Annotated in this window: 14 protein-coding genes; 9 read left to right on the forward strand and 5 right to left on the reverse strand. The window is 66.1% G+C overall.

The genetic code is table 11. From position 1 onward, the window contains the following. Positions 1-444: 444 nt before the first annotated feature. The gene (locus CK625_RS04435) at positions 445-849 is read right to left on the reverse strand and encodes a type II toxin-antitoxin system VapC family toxin (RefSeq protein ID WP_095539111.1); all 405 of its coding nucleotides are present in this window, start codon (positions 847-849) and stop codon (positions 445-447) included. Continuing rightward, positions 846-1,091, reverse strand: coding sequence for a FitA-like ribbon-helix-helix domain-containing protein (locus CK625_RS04440; RefSeq protein ID WP_095539112.1), 246 nt, complete (start codon positions 1,089-1,091; stop codon positions 846-848). Before CK625_RS04440 ends, CK625_RS04435 begins: the two co-directional genes overlap by 4 nt. 362 nt (positions 1,092-1,453) lie before the next feature. Between CK625_RS04440 and fdnG the strand changes: the two genes are divergently transcribed. The 4 genes from fdnG to fdhE all read left to right on the forward strand — a co-directional run bounded on the left by fdnG (position 1,454) and on the right by fdhE (position 7,304). Next, positions 1,454-4,522, forward strand: coding sequence for a formate dehydrogenase-N subunit alpha (fdnG, locus tag CK625_RS04455; RefSeq protein ID WP_143326176.1), 3,069 nt, complete (start codon positions 1,454-1,456; stop codon positions 4,520-4,522). A 10-nt stretch (positions 4,523-4,532) separates the two neighbouring features. Next, a complete protein-coding gene (gene fdxH / locus CK625_RS04460; RefSeq protein WP_095539116.1) occupies positions 4,533-5,516 on the forward strand; it encodes a formate dehydrogenase subunit beta in 984 nt (327 codons plus the stop codon). After that, a complete protein-coding gene (locus CK625_RS04465) occupies positions 5,509-6,219 on the forward strand; it encodes a formate dehydrogenase subunit gamma (RefSeq protein ID WP_095539117.1) in 711 nt (236 codons plus the stop codon). Before fdxH ends, CK625_RS04465 begins: the two co-directional genes overlap by 8 nt. 122 nt (positions 6,220-6,341) lie before the next feature. After that, entirely contained in the window at positions 6,342-7,304 is a 963-nt protein-coding gene (fdhE, locus tag CK625_RS04470) for a formate dehydrogenase accessory protein FdhE (protein ID WP_095539118.1), read from the forward strand. A gap of 63 nt (positions 7,305-7,367) precedes the next feature. On the opposite strand, the gene CK625_RS04475 is transcribed toward fdhE, so the two are convergent. Continuing rightward, the gene (locus tag CK625_RS04475; RefSeq protein WP_095539119.1) at positions 7,368-7,871 is read right to left on the reverse strand and encodes an isoprenylcysteine carboxyl methyltransferase family protein; all 504 of its coding nucleotides are present in this window, start codon (positions 7,869-7,871) and stop codon (positions 7,368-7,370) included. Between the two features lie 101 nt (positions 7,872-7,972). After that, entirely contained in the window at positions 7,973-9,655 is a 1,683-nt protein-coding gene (locus CK625_RS04480) for a 2-isopropylmalate synthase (protein ID WP_095539394.1), read from the reverse strand. A 125-nt stretch (positions 9,656-9,780) separates the two neighbouring features. Here CK625_RS04480 and CK625_RS04485 point away from each other — a divergent pair, with 125 nt between their 5' ends. Beyond that, positions 9,781-10,620 carry an AraC family transcriptional regulator gene (locus CK625_RS04485; protein WP_095539120.1) on the forward strand — a complete coding sequence of 280 codons (840 nt, stop codon included), beginning with the start codon at positions 9,781-9,783 and terminating at the stop codon, positions 10,618-10,620. Positions 10,621-10,869: 249 nt separating this feature from the next. After that, complete coding sequence (gene selA, locus CK625_RS04490; RefSeq protein WP_095539121.1) at positions 10,870-12,300, forward strand: L-seryl-tRNA(Sec) selenium transferase; 1,431 nt, start codon at positions 10,870-10,872, stop codon at positions 12,298-12,300. Positions 12,301-12,387: 87 nt separating this feature from the next. Here the strand turns inward: selA and CK625_RS04495 are convergent, their stop codons facing one another. Further along, positions 12,388-13,188 (reverse strand): DUF6683 family protein, encoded by an 801-nt coding sequence (locus CK625_RS04495; RefSeq protein ID WP_095539122.1) that lies wholly within the window; start codon positions 13,186-13,188, stop codon positions 12,388-12,390. Between the two features lie 239 nt (positions 13,189-13,427). On the opposite strand from CK625_RS04495, the gene selB reads away from it, so the two are divergent. The 3 genes from selB to CK625_RS04510 all read left to right on the forward strand — a co-directional run bounded on the left by selB (position 13,428) and on the right by CK625_RS04510 (position 18,548). Next, positions 13,428-15,386: a selenocysteine-specific translation elongation factor gene (gene selB, locus CK625_RS04500; RefSeq protein WP_095539123.1), complete on the forward strand. Its 1,959-nt coding sequence runs from the start codon at positions 13,428-13,430 to the stop codon at positions 15,384-15,386. Between the two features lie 131 nt (positions 15,387-15,517). Next, positions 15,518-16,567 (forward strand): YeiH family protein, encoded by a 1,050-nt coding sequence (locus CK625_RS04505; RefSeq protein ID WP_095539124.1) that lies wholly within the window; start codon positions 15,518-15,520, stop codon positions 16,565-16,567. 250 nt (positions 16,568-16,817) lie between these two features. Beyond that, positions 16,818-18,548: an IPTL-CTERM sorting domain-containing protein gene (locus CK625_RS04510; RefSeq protein ID WP_095539125.1), complete on the forward strand. Its 1,731-nt coding sequence runs from the start codon at positions 16,818-16,820 to the stop codon at positions 18,546-18,548. Positions 18,549-18,608: the final 60 nt, after the last annotated feature.

Below are 18,608 nucleotides of genomic sequence, written 5' to 3' on the forward strand. Positions count from 1 at the left end.
GAGCCAAAGTCAGGGTAAAGGTGGTGTTTGCGGGGCATCTGTGCCAAGGAAAAAAATGACTTGGCAGAAAGTGTGCCGCAGCTATCCAACAAAAATGCCGTTCACTGGGTTAAGTGAACGGCATTAGCCCTTCGGGGCGGTTTTTTTCTGGCGCTGGCTGGGTTGGTTGGGCGGGGCCCCGCCTGGGGCAGGCGTCAGCATGGCAGGGCGGGCGCTTTTATTTTGGAATGCAGTTGTTGCTCTTTCTACCCAGATTCTCCCAAGAGGGCAGAGGAGCCGGGGGGAGAAGAGATGCGCCCCACGCTGTCTTGCACCATGCCGCGCGCAAGCGTCCTGCCGGCGCACACCCTCGCCCCAGCCCTCTCTCGCAAGCGGGAGAGGGCGTACGTGCGCGAGGCGGAGGGGGCGCGGGCGCTTGGGCAGGCTTTTGGGCAAGTTCTCGCGCTATGCGCCTTTCACGCTGCACAGGCTGTACGCCACACCCGGGAACGCCCGCAGCACCTGCTTGTCCTGGGTCATCAGCGGGCAGCCCAAGGCCTGGGCCAGGGCGACGAATTCGCAGTCGTATGCCGTGCAGCCGCTTTGCTGTGCCAAGGCCAGCACAGCGGCGGAATCCACGGCTTGCTCGCCCAGCGCCATCAGGGCCTGGGCTTCCTGCTGGATTTGGATCGCGTCGGCCAGGCTCAACTGCTGGCGGCGCACGTAGCTGCTCAAGATGTTGCGCAGCTCGCTGCGCCAAAGCGGTGGGGCGTGCCATTGGGGGTGCTGGCGCAGCAGGGCTTCGGCCTGCTGGCTGAATTGGCCGGGCAGGTAGAGGTAGGCCAGCACGTTGCTGTCCACCACGATCATGCGCGGCCTTCCTGGCGCAGAGCGGCAATGTCGTCGGCGGCGAAGTCCTGCCCGGCCAGGCGCTGGCGCAAGGCGCGGGCGCGTTGCAGGCGCTCTTCGGCGCTGGCGCTGGCGGGCATGAGCACGGTTTGCAGGCAGACGACGGCCTCGTTGTTGAGGCTGCGGCGATGCGCCTGTGCTGCGGCCTTGAGGCGTTCGTAGATTTCGTCGGGGATGTTTTTCAGCGTCAAGGTGGCGGGCATGGCGGTACTGGCGGGGGAGTCAATCTGGTTGCATTGTGGTTGCCCTTGCCATGATCGTCAAACTTTCGGGGCCAGCGCGGGGGCGCAAAGCCACGGATCAGGGAAACCACGCCTTCACGCGCTGGATGCTCCCGTCCATCATGGCTGGGCTTGGCCGGGTTGGCGCGGCGCTGTTGGAGCGTTTGCGGGCAATGGCAGAGCGCGCCACTCGGTCAAGCGCGCGGTGCGTGAAGGGGGGCAGGGTCATTCCTACAATGCCCCTCTTCACGGCGAAATCGCCCGGGCGGGCTTGGTGCCCGGTGCCGCTGTGACAGCAGAAAAGAAATACAGACAGACCCCGAACCTTTTGAAAGGTCAACCCCATGATGAACGTCTCCAGGCGCCAGTTCATGCAAGTGACTGGCTCAACCCTGGCAGGCTCCAGTCTGGCGCTGATGGGCTTTTCGCCCTCTGAAGCGCTGGCGGAGGTGCGCCAGTACAAGCTTGCGGCCGCGCAGGTCACGCGCCAGACCTGTACCTATTGCTCGGTGGGCTGCGGCATTTTGATGTACTCGCTCAGCGATGGCGTGCGCAATGCCAAGCGCGCCGTGATCCACGTCGAGGGCGACCCCGATCACCCGGTCAACCGCGGCACGCTGTGCCCCAAGGGCGCGGGTTTGCTGGATTTCATCAACAGCCCCAACCGCCTGCTCAAGCCCCAGTACCGCGCCCCTGGCGCGAGCGAGTGGACGGATCTGTCCTGGGATGAGGCGATGGATCGCATCGCCCGCCTGATGAAAGACGACCGCGATGCCAACTTCGTCACGCACACGGATGATGGCAAGGTGGTCAACCGCTGGCTGACCACGGGCATGCTGGCCGCCTCGGCCTCCACCAGCGAAACGGGCTACATCACCCACAAGGTGATGCGCAATTTCGGCCTTCTTGCATTCGACAACCAGGCACGTGTCTGACACGGCCCGACGGTGGCAGGTCTTGCCCCGACGTTTGGCCGTGGCGCGATGACGAACCATTGGGTCGACATCAAGAATGCGGATGTGATTTTGATCATGGGCGGCAATGCCGCCGAGGCCCACCCCTGCGGGTTCAAGTGGGTGACCGAAGCCAAGGAGCACAACGGCGCCTATTTCATGGTGGTCGATCCGCGCTTCAACCGCTCGGCATCGGTGGCCGATTACTACGCGCCAATCCGCTCGGGCACGGACATCACCTTCCTGGGCGGGGTCATCAACTACCTGCTGAGCAACGACAAGATCCACAAGGAGTACGTGCACAACTACACGGACTTCAGCTTTGTCGTGCGCGATGACTTCGAGTTCGTCGATGGCATCTACTCGGGCTACAACGAAGAGACGCGCACCTACGACAAAACCTCGTGGGATTACGAGCGCGGCGCCGATGGCTACGCCGTGGTGGATCCGACGCTGCAACACCCGCGCTGCGTCTATCAGCTTTTGAAGAAGCACTACAGCCGCTATACGCCGGAGATGGTCGAGCGCATCTGCGGCACGCCCAGGGAGAAATTCCTGCACGTGGCCGAGAAGCTCGCCAGCACGGCGGTGCCGGGCCGCGCGGCCACCATCATGTACGCGCTGGGCTGGACGCAGCACTCCATCGGCGCGCAGATGCTGCGCACCGGCGCGATGATGCAATTGCTGCTGGGCAACATCGGCGTGGCCGGCGGCGGCATGAATGCGCTGCGCGGGCACTCCAACATCCAGGGCCTGACCGATCTGGGCCTGCTCTCGGCCAGCCTGCCGGGCTATCTGAGCCTGCCGCGCGAGCATGAGCAGGACTACGCCGGCTACATCGCCGCGCGGGCGCACAAACCGCTGCGCCCCGGGCAGGTCAGCTACTGGCAGAACTATTCCAAGTTCCACGTCAGCCTGATGAAGGCCTGGTACGGCAAGAACGCCACGGCGGAGAACAACTGGGGCTACGACTACCTGCCCAAGCTGGACAAGGAGTACGACATGCTCCAGTACTTCCAGCTCATGAACGAGGGCAAGGTCAACGGCTATCTGGCGCAGGGCTTCAACCCGCTGGCGGCGCTGTCGGACAAGAACCGCGTGCGCAATGGCCTGTCCAAACTCAAGTTCTTGGTGGTCATGGATCCGCTGGCCACGGACACCTCCGAGTTCTGGAAGAACCACGGCGAGTTCAACGACGTGGACGAAAAAGCCATCCAGACCGAGGTGTTCCGCCTGCCCACAACCTGCTTTGCCGAGGACGAGGGCGAGATCGTCAGCTCCAGCCGCGTGCTGCAATGGCACTGGAAGGCCGCCGAGCCGCCCGGCCAGGCGCGCACCGACATCCACATCATGTCGGAGCTGTTTTTGCGCATGCGCGAGCTGTACCGCAAGGAAGGCGGGGCCTACCCCGACCCGATCCTGCACCTGGACTGGCCCTATGCCCAACAGCACGAGGCCACGGCGCAGGAGACGGCCATGGAACTCAATGGCCGCGCGCTGGTGGATCTGACCGACCCGAAAGACCCCGGCAAGGTGCTGCGCAAGGCAGGCCAGCAAATCTCCGGCTTTGGCGAGCTGCGCGACGACGGCAGCACCGCCTGCGGCTGCTGGATTTTTGCCGGCTCCTGGACGGAGGAGGGCAACATGATGGCCCGCCGCGACAACTCCGACCCCACCGGCATCGGCAACACGCTGAACTGGGCCTGGGCCTGGCCGGCCAACCGCCGCGTGCTCTACAACCGCGCCTCCTGCGATCCGCAAGGCAGGCCATTCAACCCGCACCGCCAGCTCGTGCACTGGAATGGCAGGCGCTGGACGGGCGCGGACGTGCCGGACTTCGTTGCCACCTCCGCGCCCGAGGCGGGCGCTGGCCCCTTCATCATGAATGCCGAGGGCGTGGCGCGCTTCTTCTCGCGCAAGCTGCTCAACGAAGGCCCCTTCCCCGAGCATTACGAGCCGTTCGACACGCCGCTGGGCTACAACCCGCTGCACCCGAACAACCCCAAGGCCACCAGCTCGCCGGCGGCGCGGGTCTTCACGCCCATCTGGGAAACCTTCGGCAAGCCCGAGGAATTCCCCCACGTGGGCACGACCTACCGCCTCACCGAGCACTTCCACTACTGGACGCGCCACACGGTTCTCAACTCCATCAGCCAGCCCGAGCAATTCGTGGAGATTGGCGAGGCGCTGGCCGCCTCCATCGGCGTCAAGGCCGGCGATCGCGTCCGGGTCAGCTCCAAGCGCGGCTACATCAAGGCCGTGGCGGTGGTGACCAAGCGCATCAAGGCCATGCAGATCGATGGCAAAACCATCCACCACGTGGGCATTCCCATCCACTGGGGCTTCAAGGGCGTGGCCAAGCCGGGCTTCATCGCCAATACCCTGACCCCCTTCGTCGGTGATGGCAACACCAACACCCCCGAGTTCAAGACCTTCCTGGTGAAGGTCGAGAAGATCTGAAGGAGTCCACATGGCATTGCAATCCCTGGACATCAAACAGCGCTCGGCCACCACCACGCCCTCGCCCCAGGTGCGCGAGCCGCGCTCGGGCGAAGTGGCCAAGCTCATCGACGTCTCCAAGTGCATTGGCTGCAAGGCTTGCCAAACCGCCTGCTCGGAATGGAACGACCTGCGCGACGAGATCGGCCACAACCATGGCGTGTACGACAACCCCATGGACCTGACGGCCGACTCGTGGACGGTGATGCGTTTTACCGAGTACGAGAACGAGGCCTCTGGCAACCTGGAGTGGCTGATCCGCAAGGACGGCTGCATGCACTGCGAGGACCCCGGCTGCCTCAAGGCCTGCCCCTCGCCCGGAGCCATCGTGCAGTACACCAACGGCATCGTGGACTTCCACGAGGAAAACTGCATCGGCTGCGGCTACTGCGTCACTGGCTGCCCCTTCAACGTGCCGCGCATCTCCAAGAAGGACAACAAAGCCTACAAGTGCACCCTGTGCTCTGACCGCGTGGCCGTGGGCCGCGAGCCGGCCTGCGTCAAGACCTGCCCCACCGGCGCCATCATGTTCGGCACCAAAAAGGCCATGAAAGAGCAGGCCGAGCGCCGCATCGATGACCTGAAAAACCGCGGCTACGCCAACGCGGGCCTGTACGACCCGGCCGGCGTGGGCGGCACCCACGTCATGTACGTGCTGCACCACGCCGACAAGCCCTCGCTGTACGCCGGCCTGCCCGATGCGCCGCAAATCAGCCCCGTGGTGCGCTTGTGGAAAGGCGTGACCAAGCCGCTGGCCCTGGCCGGCATTGCCCTGGCCGCGCTGGGCGGCTTCTTCCACTACACCCGCGTAGGCCCCAACAAGCCCACCGAGCAGGATGAGGAGGAGGCCGACGCCCAGGCCCTGGCGCGCCGCCAGGCCGCAGGCATCGCCACCGAGCACGCGCACAGTGAACAGCACGCACAAGCCCAGCTGGAGGAGGCCCGCCATGACTGAACACCATCGCCCCACGCCCATCGACTTCGCCGTGGACGCCGAGGGCCGCCCGGCCATCCAGCGCTACACCGCCAACGAGCGCAGCAACCACTGGCTCACCGCCATCAGCTTCGTGCTGCTGGCGCTCTCGGGCCTGGCGCTGTTTCACCCCTCCATGTTCTGGCTCACCAACCTGTTTGGCGGCGGCCCGTGGACGCGCATCCTCCACCCCTTCATCGGCGTGGTGATGTTCCTCTCGTTTACCGTGCTGGCGTTGCGCTTTTGGCATCACAACTTTCTGGACAAGAACGACATCCAGTGGCTCAAGCAGCCCGGCGACATGCTGGCCAACCAGGAGCACAAGCTGCCGCCCGTGGGCAAGTACAACGCTGGCCAAAAGATCCTGTTCTGGGTGCTGCTGGGCAGCATGCTGGGCCTGCTGCTCACAGGCATCGTCATGTGGCGCGCCTACTTCAGCCACCTGTTCGGCATCGACATCATTCGCGTCGCCTCGCTGCTGCACGCCTTCTTTGGCTTCGTGATGATCTTCTCCATCGTGTTCCACGTCTATGCGGCCTTCTGGGTCAAGGGCTCCATCAAGGCCATGACGCGCGGCACCGTCAGCTACGCCTGGGCCAAGCGCAACCACCGCCTCTGGCACGACGAAATCGTCGCCCGCGAGCAGCGCCTGGCCGCCCAACGCCAGCAGCGCACCAGCAGTTGATGCACTAGGCCCCTTGGCAACGCACCGTTGCACTGAGGGGCCATCGCTTCACAGACGAACGCGCACACGCCGGGCTCGCCCGGCGTTTCATTTGCCACTTTGCGCCACCACCCCAACACGCCATGCAACGCATTCTTCAACCCGGTGAAATCGAAGCCCTGGACCGCACGCGCATGCCCCATGCGCGCCTGCCCCAGCCCGCCAGCCTGTTTCGCGAGCGCGCCGCCCGGCTGCTGCAACAGGCCGAGGGCAGCCCCATTGGCGATTACCTGCGCGTCATGGCGCGCATCGTGCAGGCCCAGGCCGAGCTGGCCGGCCACATTCAGACCGAGGCCTGGGCGCGCGAAGCCATCGCCCAGGCCCAAAGCCATGCCATGCCGCTGTGCAACCCGAGGGCCGAGCTGGACGCCGCATGGCACGGCGCGCTGGCGCAGCTGCTGGCGCGGCTGGCGCCCGAACAGGGCCTGCCCGCGCCCATGCAGCAGGCCCTGCACGCCCTGGGCCAGCACAAGCCCGAGGCGCTACAGGCCCTGGCCGCGCGCATCCTGGACGAGCGCATGCAGGCCGGCGACCTGCTGGCCGCGCCCATCGTCATGGCCGCGCTGCAGCTGCACTACGCCCACAAGGCCAGCCAGCTGCAGGAAAGCGACGTGCCCTACACCCAGCCCATGACCATCTGCCCCGTCTGCGGCTCCCAGCCCGTGGCCAGCGTGCTGCGCATCGGCGGCGCCGAAGGCGGCCTGCGCTTTCTGCACTGCAGCCTGTGCTGCACCGAATGGCACATGGTGCGCGTCAAGTGCAGCCACTGCGAATCCACGGGCGGCATCCGCTACCAGGGCGTGGTCAGCCAGGATGAGCCCCATGGCGACACCGCCCAGGCCAGCCCCGACGTCAGCAAGGAAGTCGTGCTGGCCGAAACCTGCGACCACTGCCACAGCTACCGCAAGATCGTCAACCAGGAAAAAGACCCATACGCCGAGCCCATGGCCGACGACCTGGCCAGCATGAGGCTGGATTTGCTCATGGGCCAGACCGACTACGCCCGCGCCAGCGCCAACCCGCTGCTGGCGCTGGGGCCGCGGTAAGAGCCTGTTCTGACGGGCCGGGCCGCCGCCGCTGGGCGCGGCGGCAGGCCAGGCTGCCCCACATCACCACAGGTGGCGCATGGCCTGCTGCTCGTGGCGGATGCGCATGGCCAGGATGGCGAGGTACAGCGGCAGGCCCACCAGCATCACCGCCCAGGCATGGCACAGCAGGCCCACGCCAATCAGCTCGGGGATGATGTTCAGAAAGTAATTGGGGTGGCGCACATGGCGAAACAGCCAGTTGCGATTCATCTTGTGCTGCGGGTGGATGTAGAGCTTGACCGTCCACACGCTGCCCAGCGCGTGGATCACATAAAACAGCATGGCCAGCGCAAACGCCAGCACGGCCGTGCCAATGGCCGAGACCGCATCGAACGCCGCGCCGCGCACGTAGGACTCGGCCAGCGCCGCAAAGTAATAGACCACGTGCGCGGCCGACAGCAGCTTGGAATTGCGCTCCCCATACTGCCTGGCGCCTTCGGCGATCAGGCGTTTTTCGTTCTTGATGGAAATGGACAGCGACACCAGGCGAATGGCAAACACCAAGGCAAAAACAGCAGCAATCATCTTTCTTTCAATAACTAGGGGCCCAAAAACAACAAAGCCCCGCGCAGCGATGCCACGCGGGGGCGCGATTGTGCCATGCCTGTGGCAATCGTAAAAAATCGTCAACTGCCGCGCGATACCGCATCTCCCACGCTGCCCAGGCCGCCCCAGCGCGCCGCGGCGCTCAGCACCGCACGCACGGCGGCCGTGGCGGTGTTGGCATGCACGGCTGCGCCAAAGCGCGTGCCGGGCTGGCCGGGCCAGGCGGCCTCGATGACGGCCAGCGACTGGGCCTGGGCGCCGTGGCCCAGGCTTTTTTGCTCGAAGCTGTCGATGCGCAGCGGCAAGCCCAGCGCGGCCACGGCGGCCTCCACCGGGCCGCTGCCCACGCCGCGCCGGGTGTGCGGCTGCCCGTGCGCCCCTTGCAGGCGCAGCTCGATGCCTTGCTGGCCGCCCTCGGCGTCGAACAGGCGGTGGCCGAGGTAGCCGCCATCGGCATGCAGATAAGTGGCTTCAAACAATTGCCACAGTTGCGCGCTGGAGAGTTCGGTTTCGCTGGCGTCGGCCGCCTGCTGCACGATGGCGCTGAATTCCACCTGCATGCGCCGGGGCATGACCACGCCGTGATCGCGTTGCAGCAAAAAGGCGATGCCGCCTTTGCCCGATTGGCTGTTGACGCGCACGATGCTGTCGTAGGTGCGGCCCAGGTCTTGCGGATCGATGGGCAGGTAGGGCACGCGCCAGGGCGCATCGGGGCGCTGGGCGGCAAAGCCTTTGGCGATGGCGTCCTGGTGCGAGCCGGAAAAGGCGGTGAAGACCAGATCGCCCACGTAAGGGTGGCGCGGGTGAATGGGCAAGGCCGTGCATTGTTCGGCCACGCGGGCCACGGCGGCGATGTCGGAAAAATCCAGCCCGGGGGCGATGCCCTGGGTGTAGAGGTTGAGCGCCAGCGTGACCAGATCAACGTTGCCGCTGCGCTCGCCATTGCCGAACAAACAGCCCTCCACGCGCTGCGCGCCCGCCAGCAAGGCCAGCTCCGCACAGGCCACGCCGGTGCCGCGGTCGTTGTGCGGGTGCACCGACAGCGTGATGTGCTCGCGCCGCTCCAGGCGGCGGTGCATCCATTCGATCTGATCGGCAAAGACGTTGGGCGTCGCCACCTCCACCGTGGTGGGCAGGTTGACGATCATGGGCCGCTGCGCCCCGGCATCCCAGGCGCGGATGGCGGCGTTGCACACGGCCAGGGAGACGTCCAGCTCGGCCATGCAAAAAGTCTCGGGCGAGTATTGCAGCACCCATTGCGTGTGCGGCTGCTGCTCGGTCAGGCGGCGCAGCAAGGCGATGTGGCGCTCGACCAGCGCGATGATGTGCGGCACATCCATGCCGAACACGATTTCGCGCCACACCGGGGCGATGGCGTTGTACAGGTGCACGATGACGCGGCGCGCGCCCTGCACGCTGCGCACGGTCTGCTCGATCAAATCCTCGCGCAACTGGCACATCACCATGGGCGTGACGTCCTCGGGGATCAGGCCCTGCTCCACCAGATGGCGCACGATCTCGAAATCGGTTTGCGAGGCGGCGGGAAAGCCGATTTCAATCTCCTTGAAGCCAATGCGCACCAGCTCGTGAAACAGTTGCAGCTTGCGCTGGCGGTTCATCGGCTCGAACAGCGCCTGGTTGCCATCGCGCAAATCGGTGGACAGCCAGGCGGGGGCCTGCGTCAGCGTGCGCGAAGGCCATTGGCGCTCGGGCAAATCAATCGGGGCAAAAGCCGGGTATTTGGCGGCGGGGCAGGTCAGCATGGGCATGCGGCGTGCAGTGGTTTGTTCATCAAGAGCAGGCACTGTAGGCAGCGGCCGCCTGGCCATCTACAGAAAAACAGACAGATTCTTTTGCAAAATGGACATCCGTCTTGATCCATTGAGCCATGGGATACACCGCCCCCACCCCCGAGCGCGCCGCGCATGCGCTCGATCTGCACCTGCACGAGCACAGCCCGCTGCCCGCCACCTGCGTGGCCGTTCGCTACCCTGCCGGCCACAGCGTGCCCGAGCACCAGCATACCTGCGGGCATGTGCTGTATGCCGCTGAAGGCGTGCTGCGGGTGCAGACCCCCGCTGGCCACTGGCTGGTGCCGCCCACGGCCGCCGTCTGGCTGCGCCCGGGCGTGCCCCACCGCCTGCACACGCCCGTGGCCGTGCGCGCCTATGGCGTCTTCATTCACCCCGCGCATGGGCAAGCCATGCCCGCGCACGACGGCGTGCTGCACGCCTCGGCCCTGCTGCGCGAACTCATCGCCGCCCTGGCCCTGCTCGATCCAGCCCAGCCGCCCACGCCGCGCGCGCAGTTGCTGGGCCAATTGCTGGTGACCGAACTCAGCGCCAGGCCTGATGGCGACGCGGCTGCGCCCGGCCCGCCCTCTCATCGACCCTTTCACCTGCCCTGGCCCACCGATGCCAGGCTGGCGCGCGTCTGCGCGCAATTGCTGGCGCAGCCCGGCGACACCCGCGAGGCCGCTGCCTGGGCCGCGCAATCGGCCATGAGCGCCAAGACCTTCCAGCGGCGCTTTCTCCAGCACACCGGCCTGGGCTTTGGCCAATGGCGCCAGCAAATGCGCCTGCTGCACTCGCTGCCCCTGCTGCTGGGCGGCGCCCCCATCACCCAGGCCGCGCTGCAATCGGGCTATGGCAGCCCCAGCGCCTACACCGTGGCCTTCGGAAAACACTTTGGCTGCACGCCATCGGAGTTCATCGCTGGCAAACGGTGATGTACGCTGGGTTCAGGAGACGAAAGCCTTCACAAACAAAAGCCTTATGCCAGCCCCTTGACCGAGATGGCATGCAAGCCGTGAGCTGCGAACATGGCTGTTGCCACTTCGAGGACGATTCACGACGCAGAATGCCCAAATCCGCCGACACACACAACACTGTGGATTTGTGCAGACCTTCAAAGCGGCTGACACATCACTTCTCAACGCACAATCGCCACCTCATCGCCCATCAGCCCAAACTCTGCCATGCCCGCCCACACCCCGCCCGAATTGCGCCTGCCCGCGCTGGACAAGCTGCTGGCCGCGCCGCCCATGCAGGCGCTGGTCGCCGCCTGGGGCACGGCCGCCTGCACCGAGGCGGCGCGCGCCTGTCTCGATGCTTTGCGCCCGGCCATGCGCGCCGGGCAACTGGCCGCAGCGCAAATCACGCCCGACGCCCTGGCCGCGCAGGCCCGGCAGCATTTGCAGGCCCGTTTCGCGCCGCGCCTGCAGGCTGTTTTCAACCTCACGGGCACGGTGCTGCACACCAACCTGGGCCGCGCCCTGTTGCCCGATGAGGCCGTGCAGGCCGTGGTGCGCGCGCTGACCGCGCCGGCCAATCTGGAATACGACATCGCCAGCGGCGGCCGGGGCGACCGCGACGACTTGATCGCCCCGCTGCTGTGCGAGCTGACCGGGGCCGAGGCCGCCACCGTCGTCAACAACAACGCCGCCGCCGTGCTGCTGACGCTGCATGCGCTGGCCGCGCGCCGGGAGGTCATCGTCTCGCGCGGGGAGCTGGTGGAAATCGGCGGGGCCTTTCGCATCCCCGACATCATGTCCCGCGCGGGCGCGAAGCTGGTGGAGGTGGGCACCACCAACCGCACCCACGCGCACGACTACGCCAACGCCATCGGCCCTCGCACCGCCTTGCTGATGAAAGTACACACCAGCAACTACGCCGTGCAGGGCTTTACCAAGGCTGTGGGCGAGGCCGAAGCCGCCGCCATCGCGCGCCAGCACGGCCTGCCCCTGGCCGTGGACCTGGGCAGCGGCACGCTGGCGGACATGGCGCAATGGGGCCTGCCGCCCGAGCCCACGGTGCGCCAGACCATCGCCGCCGAGGCCGACGTCGTCACCTTCAGCGGCGACAAGCTGCTGGGCGGCCCGCAGGCCGGGCTGATCGTGGGCCGCAAGGACTTGATCGCCAAGATCAAGAAAAACCCGCTCAAGCGCGCTCTGCGCGTGGGCAAGCTCACCCTGGCCGCGCTGGAGCCGGTGCTGCAGCTCTACCGCATGCCCGACTTGCTGCCCCAGCGCCTGACCACGCTGCGCCTGCTCACCCGCAACCAGGCCGAAATCGCCCGCCAGGCCCAGGCGCTGCAACCGCTGCTGCAAGCCGCGCTGGGCGATGCCTGGGCCGTGCAGGCCGAGCCGGTGTTCAGCCAAATCGGCAGCGGCGCCCTGCCCGTGGACACCCTGCCCAGCTACGCCCTGGCCGTGCGCCCGGCCGCGAAAAAAGGCCGCGGTCGCCAGCTGCTGCGCCTGGAAGAAGCGCTGCGCCAACTGCCCCGCCCCGTCATCGGCCGCATCGCCCAGGATGCGCTGTGGCTGGACTTGCGGTGCCTCTGCGCGCAGGAGGAAGCCGCATTCACCGCCCAGCTCGCCGCATTGGCGCAGATACTTTCGGAAAAATAAATCCCAAATGAAAAATGCCATTGACTGGCATTTTTCATTTGAGGCATTCCAAACAAAACGCACGCACTGCGCGGAAAAATCCAACCATCAATGCAGGGCCAGACCGTTTTTGCCAATGGTCATTTTGTCCGGATCAATGCCCAGGCTTTTCAAATTGCTGCGCGCCTGGTTGGCAGCCGCTTGCAGCGCGACAGGGTCCTTGCCCGCTTCTTCCTGAATGACGATTTGCACCAGGGCAAGCCAGAGCAGGTTTTCGGCAAGGCGTTGCTTGTCGGCATCGCTCATGGCGAGCATGTCCTTATCCTTGCTCATCACGGTTTCGAGCTGATTGACCAAATTGCCGGTTTCCACGCCCATGTCTTGCGCCTTGCGAATGGTGCCATAGTTGATGACCAGCCAGAACGCCATGGCCTGGGCGACGCTGTCTTTGCTGCCACCTTTTTTGCGCAGGGTTTCGCGGATGGTGGGGATGAAATTCCAGCTTTGCATGCGGCGGATTTTGGCTTCGGCTGCCGCATCCAGAGTGCCGGTTTTCTTGGCATGGTCCAGCAAGTTGGCAATGAAGGCTTCTTCGGTTTGCTGGCTGACACTTTGCGAATATTGGTATTGATAGGCTTTCGGGTTTTTCTGGCCCTGCTCTTTGGCGCCCGATTTTTTGCTTCTTCTGCCAGAGCTGTTGCCGAAAACGCGGTTGTGATTGTCAAACGTGTTTTGCAGTTGCAAGCGGCTGTTGACATCGTAGGTGAGAAAGTCAGAGCTATAGCCACCCCAATCCGGGGTACTCCAATCGATATCGGCGCGGGCATTGTGCGCAAGGCAAAGGGCAAGCGCGCTGGCAGCAGCAAGAATGAAGGCCTTGCTGCGGCGGGCAAAAAAGATTGTGCTCATGTTTCTCCTCTTTGGTGGTTGGACGAATCTGCGTCAATCGCGACAACGCAATGCAAAAAGCACGCATGGCAGATTGACAATTTGGCAAGAAAGCGGGCAGTGCAAAATACGCGCCATTGGTGATTGGCCTTGAAACGCCGGTTTTTTACCATGAGTCACGGCAACTGCCAAAACGAGCACCCCACTCCCGCGCAGGCATGCCGCCTGAGCACCCACTCTTTCACATTCAGGCCCACACCATGATCATCGGCACCGCAGGCCACATCGACCACGGCAAGACCGCGCTGGTGCGCGCCCTCACCGGCGTGGACACCGACCGGCTGCCGGAGGAAAAAGCGCGCGGCATTTCCATCGAGCTGAGCTACGCCTACCTGCCCGTACCCGGCACGCAGCAGGTGCTGGGCTTCATCGACGTGCCCGGGCATGAGAAATTCGTCCACACCATGGCCGCCGGGGCCGTGGGCATTGACCATGCGCTGCTGGTCATCGCCGCCGACGACGGCCCCATGCCGCAAACGCGCGAGCACCTGGCCATCCTCGAGCTGCTGGGCGTGCGCCAGGGCTGCGTGGCGCTGAACAAGGCCGATCGCGCCACGCCAGCGCGGCTAGCCGCCGTGCAGGCCGAGGTCGCCGCGCTGCTGCAGGGCACGCCGCTGGCGGGCGCGCCCGTATTTGCCACCAATGCGCTGGATGCGGCGGATGCCGGGCTGGCGGCGCTGCGCGCGCATTTGCTGGATGCCGCGCAGCGCTTCCCCGCCCGGCCCAGCCAGGGGCTGTTCCGCCTGGCGGTGGATCGCAGCTTCACCCTGCCGGGGCAGGGCACCATCGTCACCGGCACCGTGTTTGGCGGCAGCGTGCGCGTGGGCGATGTGCTGCGCCACAGCCCCAGCGGCCAGAGCGTGCGCGTGCGCAGCATCCACGCCCAGAACCAGCCGGCCCAGGCTGGGCACAGCGGCCAGCGCGTGGCCCTCAATCTGGCGGGCATTGAGCGCACGGCCATTGCCCGGGGCGACTGGATGGCCGAGCCGCAAGCGCTGCAAGCCACGCGCCGGCTGGACGTGCAATTGCGCGTGCTGGCCAGCCAGCCCCAGCCCATCAACCCATCGGGCCAGACTGAAGCCAGCGCCGCCAAGCCCATCGGCCCCTGGACCAGCGTGCACCTGCACTTGGGCACGGCCCATCGCACGGCCCACGTCGTGCCGCTGGAGGGCTCGCACATCGCCTGCGGCCAGCAGGCGCGCGCGCAGCTCGTGCTGGATGAGGAGGTCTTCGTCACCGCAGGCGATCGCTTCATCCTGCGCAATGCCCAGGCCAGCCAAACCATTGCGGGCGGCCAGGTGCTCGACCCCAACGCCCCCGAGCGCAAGCGCCGCAGCCCCGAGCGCATGGCCTATCTGGATGCCGTGCAGACCGCCATCGACACCGGCGACATCGCCCCCCTCATCGGGCAAGCTCCCTGGGGCATGGGCCGCGCACAACTGGCGCGCCTGCTGGGGCAACCCGCCCGCAGCCTGCCCGCGCCGCCGGGCTGCATCGCCCTGGGCGCGGATGAGGCCGAACAACTGCTGCTGGCCCCGCAGCACTGGGCCGCCCTGCAGGCCAAGGTGTGCGAGGCGCTGGCGCGCTTTCACGAGCGCACGCCCGACGAGCCGGGCGTGAACGCCGCCCGGCTGCGCCGCATGGCCCTGCCCAACCTGCCGCCTGCTGCGCTGCAAAGCCCGGATACGCTGTGGCGCGGCCTGCTCGCCGCTCTGCTGGAGCAAGGCCTGCTCGCGCAGACCGGCCCCTGGCTGCACCTGCCCAGCCACCGCGTGCAACTGAGCGCGCAGGAGGAGCAGCGCGCCGCCCAACTGCTGCCCGCCATCGCCGCCGGGCGTTTTGATCCGCCCTGGGTGCGCGATCTGGCCCAGGCCCACCAGCTGCCCGAGGAGGAAGTGCGCCAACTGCTGCGCAAGCTGGCGCGCCAGGGGCGGCTGCACCAGGTCGTCAAGGATTTGTTCTACAGCCCCGAAGCCATCGACGCCCTGCTGGCCATCGCCGCCGAACTGGCCCGCCAAAGCCCGCAGCAGGCCGTGCAGGCGCGCCACTTCCGCGACGCCACCGCCCTGGGCCGCAAGCGCGCCATCCAGGTGCTGGAATACTTCGACCGCAGCGGCCACACCCGCCGCATCCGCGATGCGCACGTGATGCGCACGTGATGCGCTGATGCAGCATCGCTCCATCAAAGGCACACCCAAAGGCACATATTGGGCTGCGCTGTGCGGCACTGAAGCCCGCAACAACCATCGGCCCGGTTTTCAGCCGTTGGCCGCGCCATAAAATTTGCCGCATGCCAAACACCCCCGCAGCGCCCGTATCGCCTTTTCACACGTTTGCCCACTCCCTTCGCGCCCTGCTGCCCGGCCTGACCGTGGCCGTGGTGGTGGCGCTGGCCGCCACCTTCGTGGCCGAGCATTACGGCGGCCCCAAGTTTCTGTATGCGCTCTTGATTGGCATTTCGCTGCATTTCCTCTCCGAGCATGGCCGCTGCCAGGCGGGCATCGAGTTCGCGGCCAAGAAGCTGGTGCGCTTTGGCGTGGCGCTGCTGGGCGCGCGCATTGCCCTGGCCGACGTGAGCGCGCTGGGCGGCTGGGGCGTGGCGGCGCTGGCGGGCGCAGTGGTGCTGACCATTGGCTTTGGCCTGCTCATGGCGCGGCTGCTGGCGCAGCCTGCGGTGTTCGGCCTGATCTCCGGAGGGGCCACGGGCATTTGCGGCATTTCGGCGGCCATGGCCATCTCGGCCACGCTGCCGCAGACCGAGGACAACGAGCGCTATACGCTGATGACGGCCATTGGCGTGGCGGCGCTGTCCACCGTGGTGATGGTGCTGTACCCGCTGCTGGTGCAGTGGGCGGGCTGGCCGGTGCCGCTGGCGGGGCTGTTTCTGGGCGGCGCCATCCACGACGTGGCGCAGGTGGTGGGCGCGGGCAACATCGTCTCGCCCGAGGTGGCGCAGGCGGCCACGCTGGCCAAGATGATGCGCGTGGCCATGCTGGTGCCGGTGGTGCTGGCGCTGGCGCTGATCTTCCGCGATGAAGTGGCGGCCTTTGCACGCGCCGGGGGCAGGCAGGCCAGCCGCCCGCCGCTGCTGCCGCTGTTTTTGCTGGTGTTCGTGGCGCTGGTGGTGGTCAACAGCCTGGGCTGGATTGCCGCCCCCGTGCAGGCGGCGGCGGGCAGCGCCTCGCAATGGGCGCTGGTGATTTCGATTGCGGCGCTGGGGGTGAAGACCTCGTTCCAGAAAATCCTGGCGCTGGGCTGGCGGCCGGTGGCGCTGCTGGTGAGCGAGACGCTGTTCGTGGCGCTGTTCATGCTGGCAGTGGTGGCGCTGCTGGCGCGTTGAGGGCCGCTCCATACTCAGCCAGACATGTCGGAAGGCAACGGCCCCAAGCCACCGCGCTGGCGGCATGGCAAGGCCCTGAAAACGCCACAGACCGTCAACAATCCACACTCTTTCCTCTCCCGCAGACTTTGAGCCAGCTCCAAGAGGTGTTACGCTCGGCGCTGGAGCTTGTCATCAAGTTCTTCGTGAGCCTGCGGCCAGCGCCACAACACCCTTTAACAACAACTCCAAACCCGTCTGAGAGAGAGCCATGCCAACCAACCACTACCATCGTCCAGCCTACACGGTTCGCCTGTTGGCGACGCTGGGCGCCTTCTCCGGCCTGTGCGCCGGTACGGCTGCCTGGGCCATCACCCCTCCGGGCACGCCCCCCACTTTCTACTGCGATGCCAATCGCCCAGCCGATGCCGATACCGTAGAGGGCCAGTTCAACACCCGCACCGCCGACGGCAGCGCTGATGCAGCCGACCGAGGCAACCAGCCGCGCTGGGAATACGGTAGCCAAGTGGACGTAGGCACAGGCAGGGGCACCCCGCCCACGCCGGATGCGCTGCCCGACCAGACCTGGAAATTCTTTACCGGTCATGAGCTGGATCGCTACCTTACGCCAGGCACTCAAGCTCCGTACAACACCTACCCTGGCATTGCCGTAGGCCATTACCCAGCCATTGGCACACCCCAGCTTGAGCAGTATAGTGTGCACTACTTTCGCTACCGCTTCAAGCTCGACGGCTCGGTAGACCCTGCCAGCTACGCCATCACCATCCCCGCAGGGGTGTTCGCGCCAGGGCAGCCTCATCTGCGCGTGGACGACTACATTCAAGGCGTTTACGTCAACGGCGCCAAGGTGGCTGTTGCACCGACGCTGCCTCAAGTCCTGGGCGGGGCCGCTATGCCCAACCAATGGAAGGCTGGGGAGAATGAGTTGGTGCTGGCCATCCAGAACACCAGCGTTGGCGGCGCCGTATGGCTGAGCCTGCAAAAAGTGGAGCAATCCGCCTGTAATGTTCTGCCGCCCGATACCACGCTGAGCCAGCCAGCAGACGTGACGAGCGACGAGCTGCCGACCTTCAGCGGCTCAACCAGCAACGCTCCAGCTGGCGCAACCGTGACCGTGGTCATCAAGCGCGCCGATGGCTCCACCGCCGCCACATTGACCACCACCACCGATGCCAGCGGCAATTACACCGTGGCCGCCACGGACAAACTGCCCGCTGGCACTTACACCATCGAGGCCAATGTCGATGGTGATACCACGCCAGCCAACCAGACGCTGACCGTGACTGCGGCCCCTGTAGCGCCCGCCCCCGACACCACGCTGAACCCACCAGCGAACGTGACAGCCGACGAGCTGCCGACCTTCAGCGGCACGACCAGCAATGCAGCTGCCGGCACAACCGTAACCGTGGTCATCAAGCGCCCTGACGGCACCACCGCCGCCACGCTGACCACCACCACCGATGCCAGCGGCAATTACACCGTGGCAGCCACGGACAAACTGCCCGCTGGCACTTACACCATCGAGGCCAATGTCGATGGTGATACCACGCCGGCCAACCAGACGCTGACTGTGACTGCGGCCCCTGTAGCGCCCGCACCCGACACCACACTGCCACCCCCGGCTGCCGTGTCGCCTGATGAGCTGCCCACCTTCAGCGGCTCGACCAGCAACGCTCCAACTGGCGCAACCGTGACCGTGGTCATCAAGCGCCCTGACGGCACCATCGTCGAGACACTGACCACCACCACCGATGGCAGCGGCAATTACACCGTCACCGCCACCAACAAGCTGCCCGCTGGCACTTACACCATCGAGGCCAGCGTCGCTGGCGACACCACACCGGCTACGGCTTCGCTCGTGGTGCGTTCTGCACCGCAGATCAACGGCGCCGTGCCCGTGCCCACCCTGGGGCATGGAGCGCTGGGATTGCTCAGCCTGCTGTTGATGGGCGTGGCTGCTTGGCGTCGCAAGCGCTTCTGAGCGAGCGCGCCCCATGGGTTCAGGGCCTGGCGCATGCAGCTGGGCCTTGGAGCTGTGTAT

It is taken from the genome of Vandammella animalimorsus, assembly GCF_002285265.1.
GTDB lineage: Bacteria > Pseudomonadota > Gammaproteobacteria > Burkholderiales > Burkholderiaceae_C > Lampropedia.

Coding starts and splice junctions, on each gene's coding strand:
- CK625_RS04435 (WP_095539111.1), bottom strand. CDS start 849: ATGATCGTGGTGGACAGCAACGTGCTGGCCTACCTCTACCTGCCCGGC.
- CK625_RS04440 (WP_095539112.1), bottom strand. CDS start 1,091: ATGCCCGCCACCTTGACGCTGAAAAACATCCCCGACGAAATCTACGAA.
- fdxH (WP_095539116.1), top strand. CDS start 4,533: ATGGCATTGCAATCCCTGGACATCAAACAGCGCTCGGCCACCACCACG.
- CK625_RS04465 (WP_095539117.1), top strand. CDS start 5,509: ATGACTGAACACCATCGCCCCACGCCCATCGACTTCGCCGTGGACGCC.
- fdhE (WP_095539118.1), top strand. CDS start 6,342: ATGCAACGCATTCTTCAACCCGGTGAAATCGAAGCCCTGGACCGCACG.
- CK625_RS04475 (WP_095539119.1), bottom strand. CDS start 7,871: ATGATTGCTGCTGTTTTTGCCTTGGTGTTTGCCATTCGCCTGGTGTCG.
- CK625_RS04480 (WP_095539394.1), bottom strand. CDS start 9,655: ATGCTGACCTGCCCCGCCGCCAAATACCCGGCTTTTGCCCCGATTGAT.
- CK625_RS04485 (WP_095539120.1), top strand. CDS start 9,781: ATGGGATACACCGCCCCCACCCCCGAGCGCGCCGCGCATGCGCTCGAT.
- selA (WP_095539121.1), top strand. CDS start 10,870: ATGCCCGCCCACACCCCGCCCGAATTGCGCCTGCCCGCGCTGGACAAG.
- CK625_RS04495 (WP_095539122.1), bottom strand. CDS start 13,188: ATGAGCACAATCTTTTTTGCCCGCCGCAGCAAGGCCTTCATTCTTGCT.
- selB (WP_095539123.1), top strand. CDS start 13,428: ATGATCATCGGCACCGCAGGCCACATCGACCACGGCAAGACCGCGCTG.
- CK625_RS04505 (WP_095539124.1), top strand. CDS start 15,518: ATGCCAAACACCCCCGCAGCGCCCGTATCGCCTTTTCACACGTTTGCC.
- CK625_RS04510 (WP_095539125.1), top strand. CDS start 16,818: ATGCCAACCAACCACTACCATCGTCCAGCCTACACGGTTCGCCTGTTG.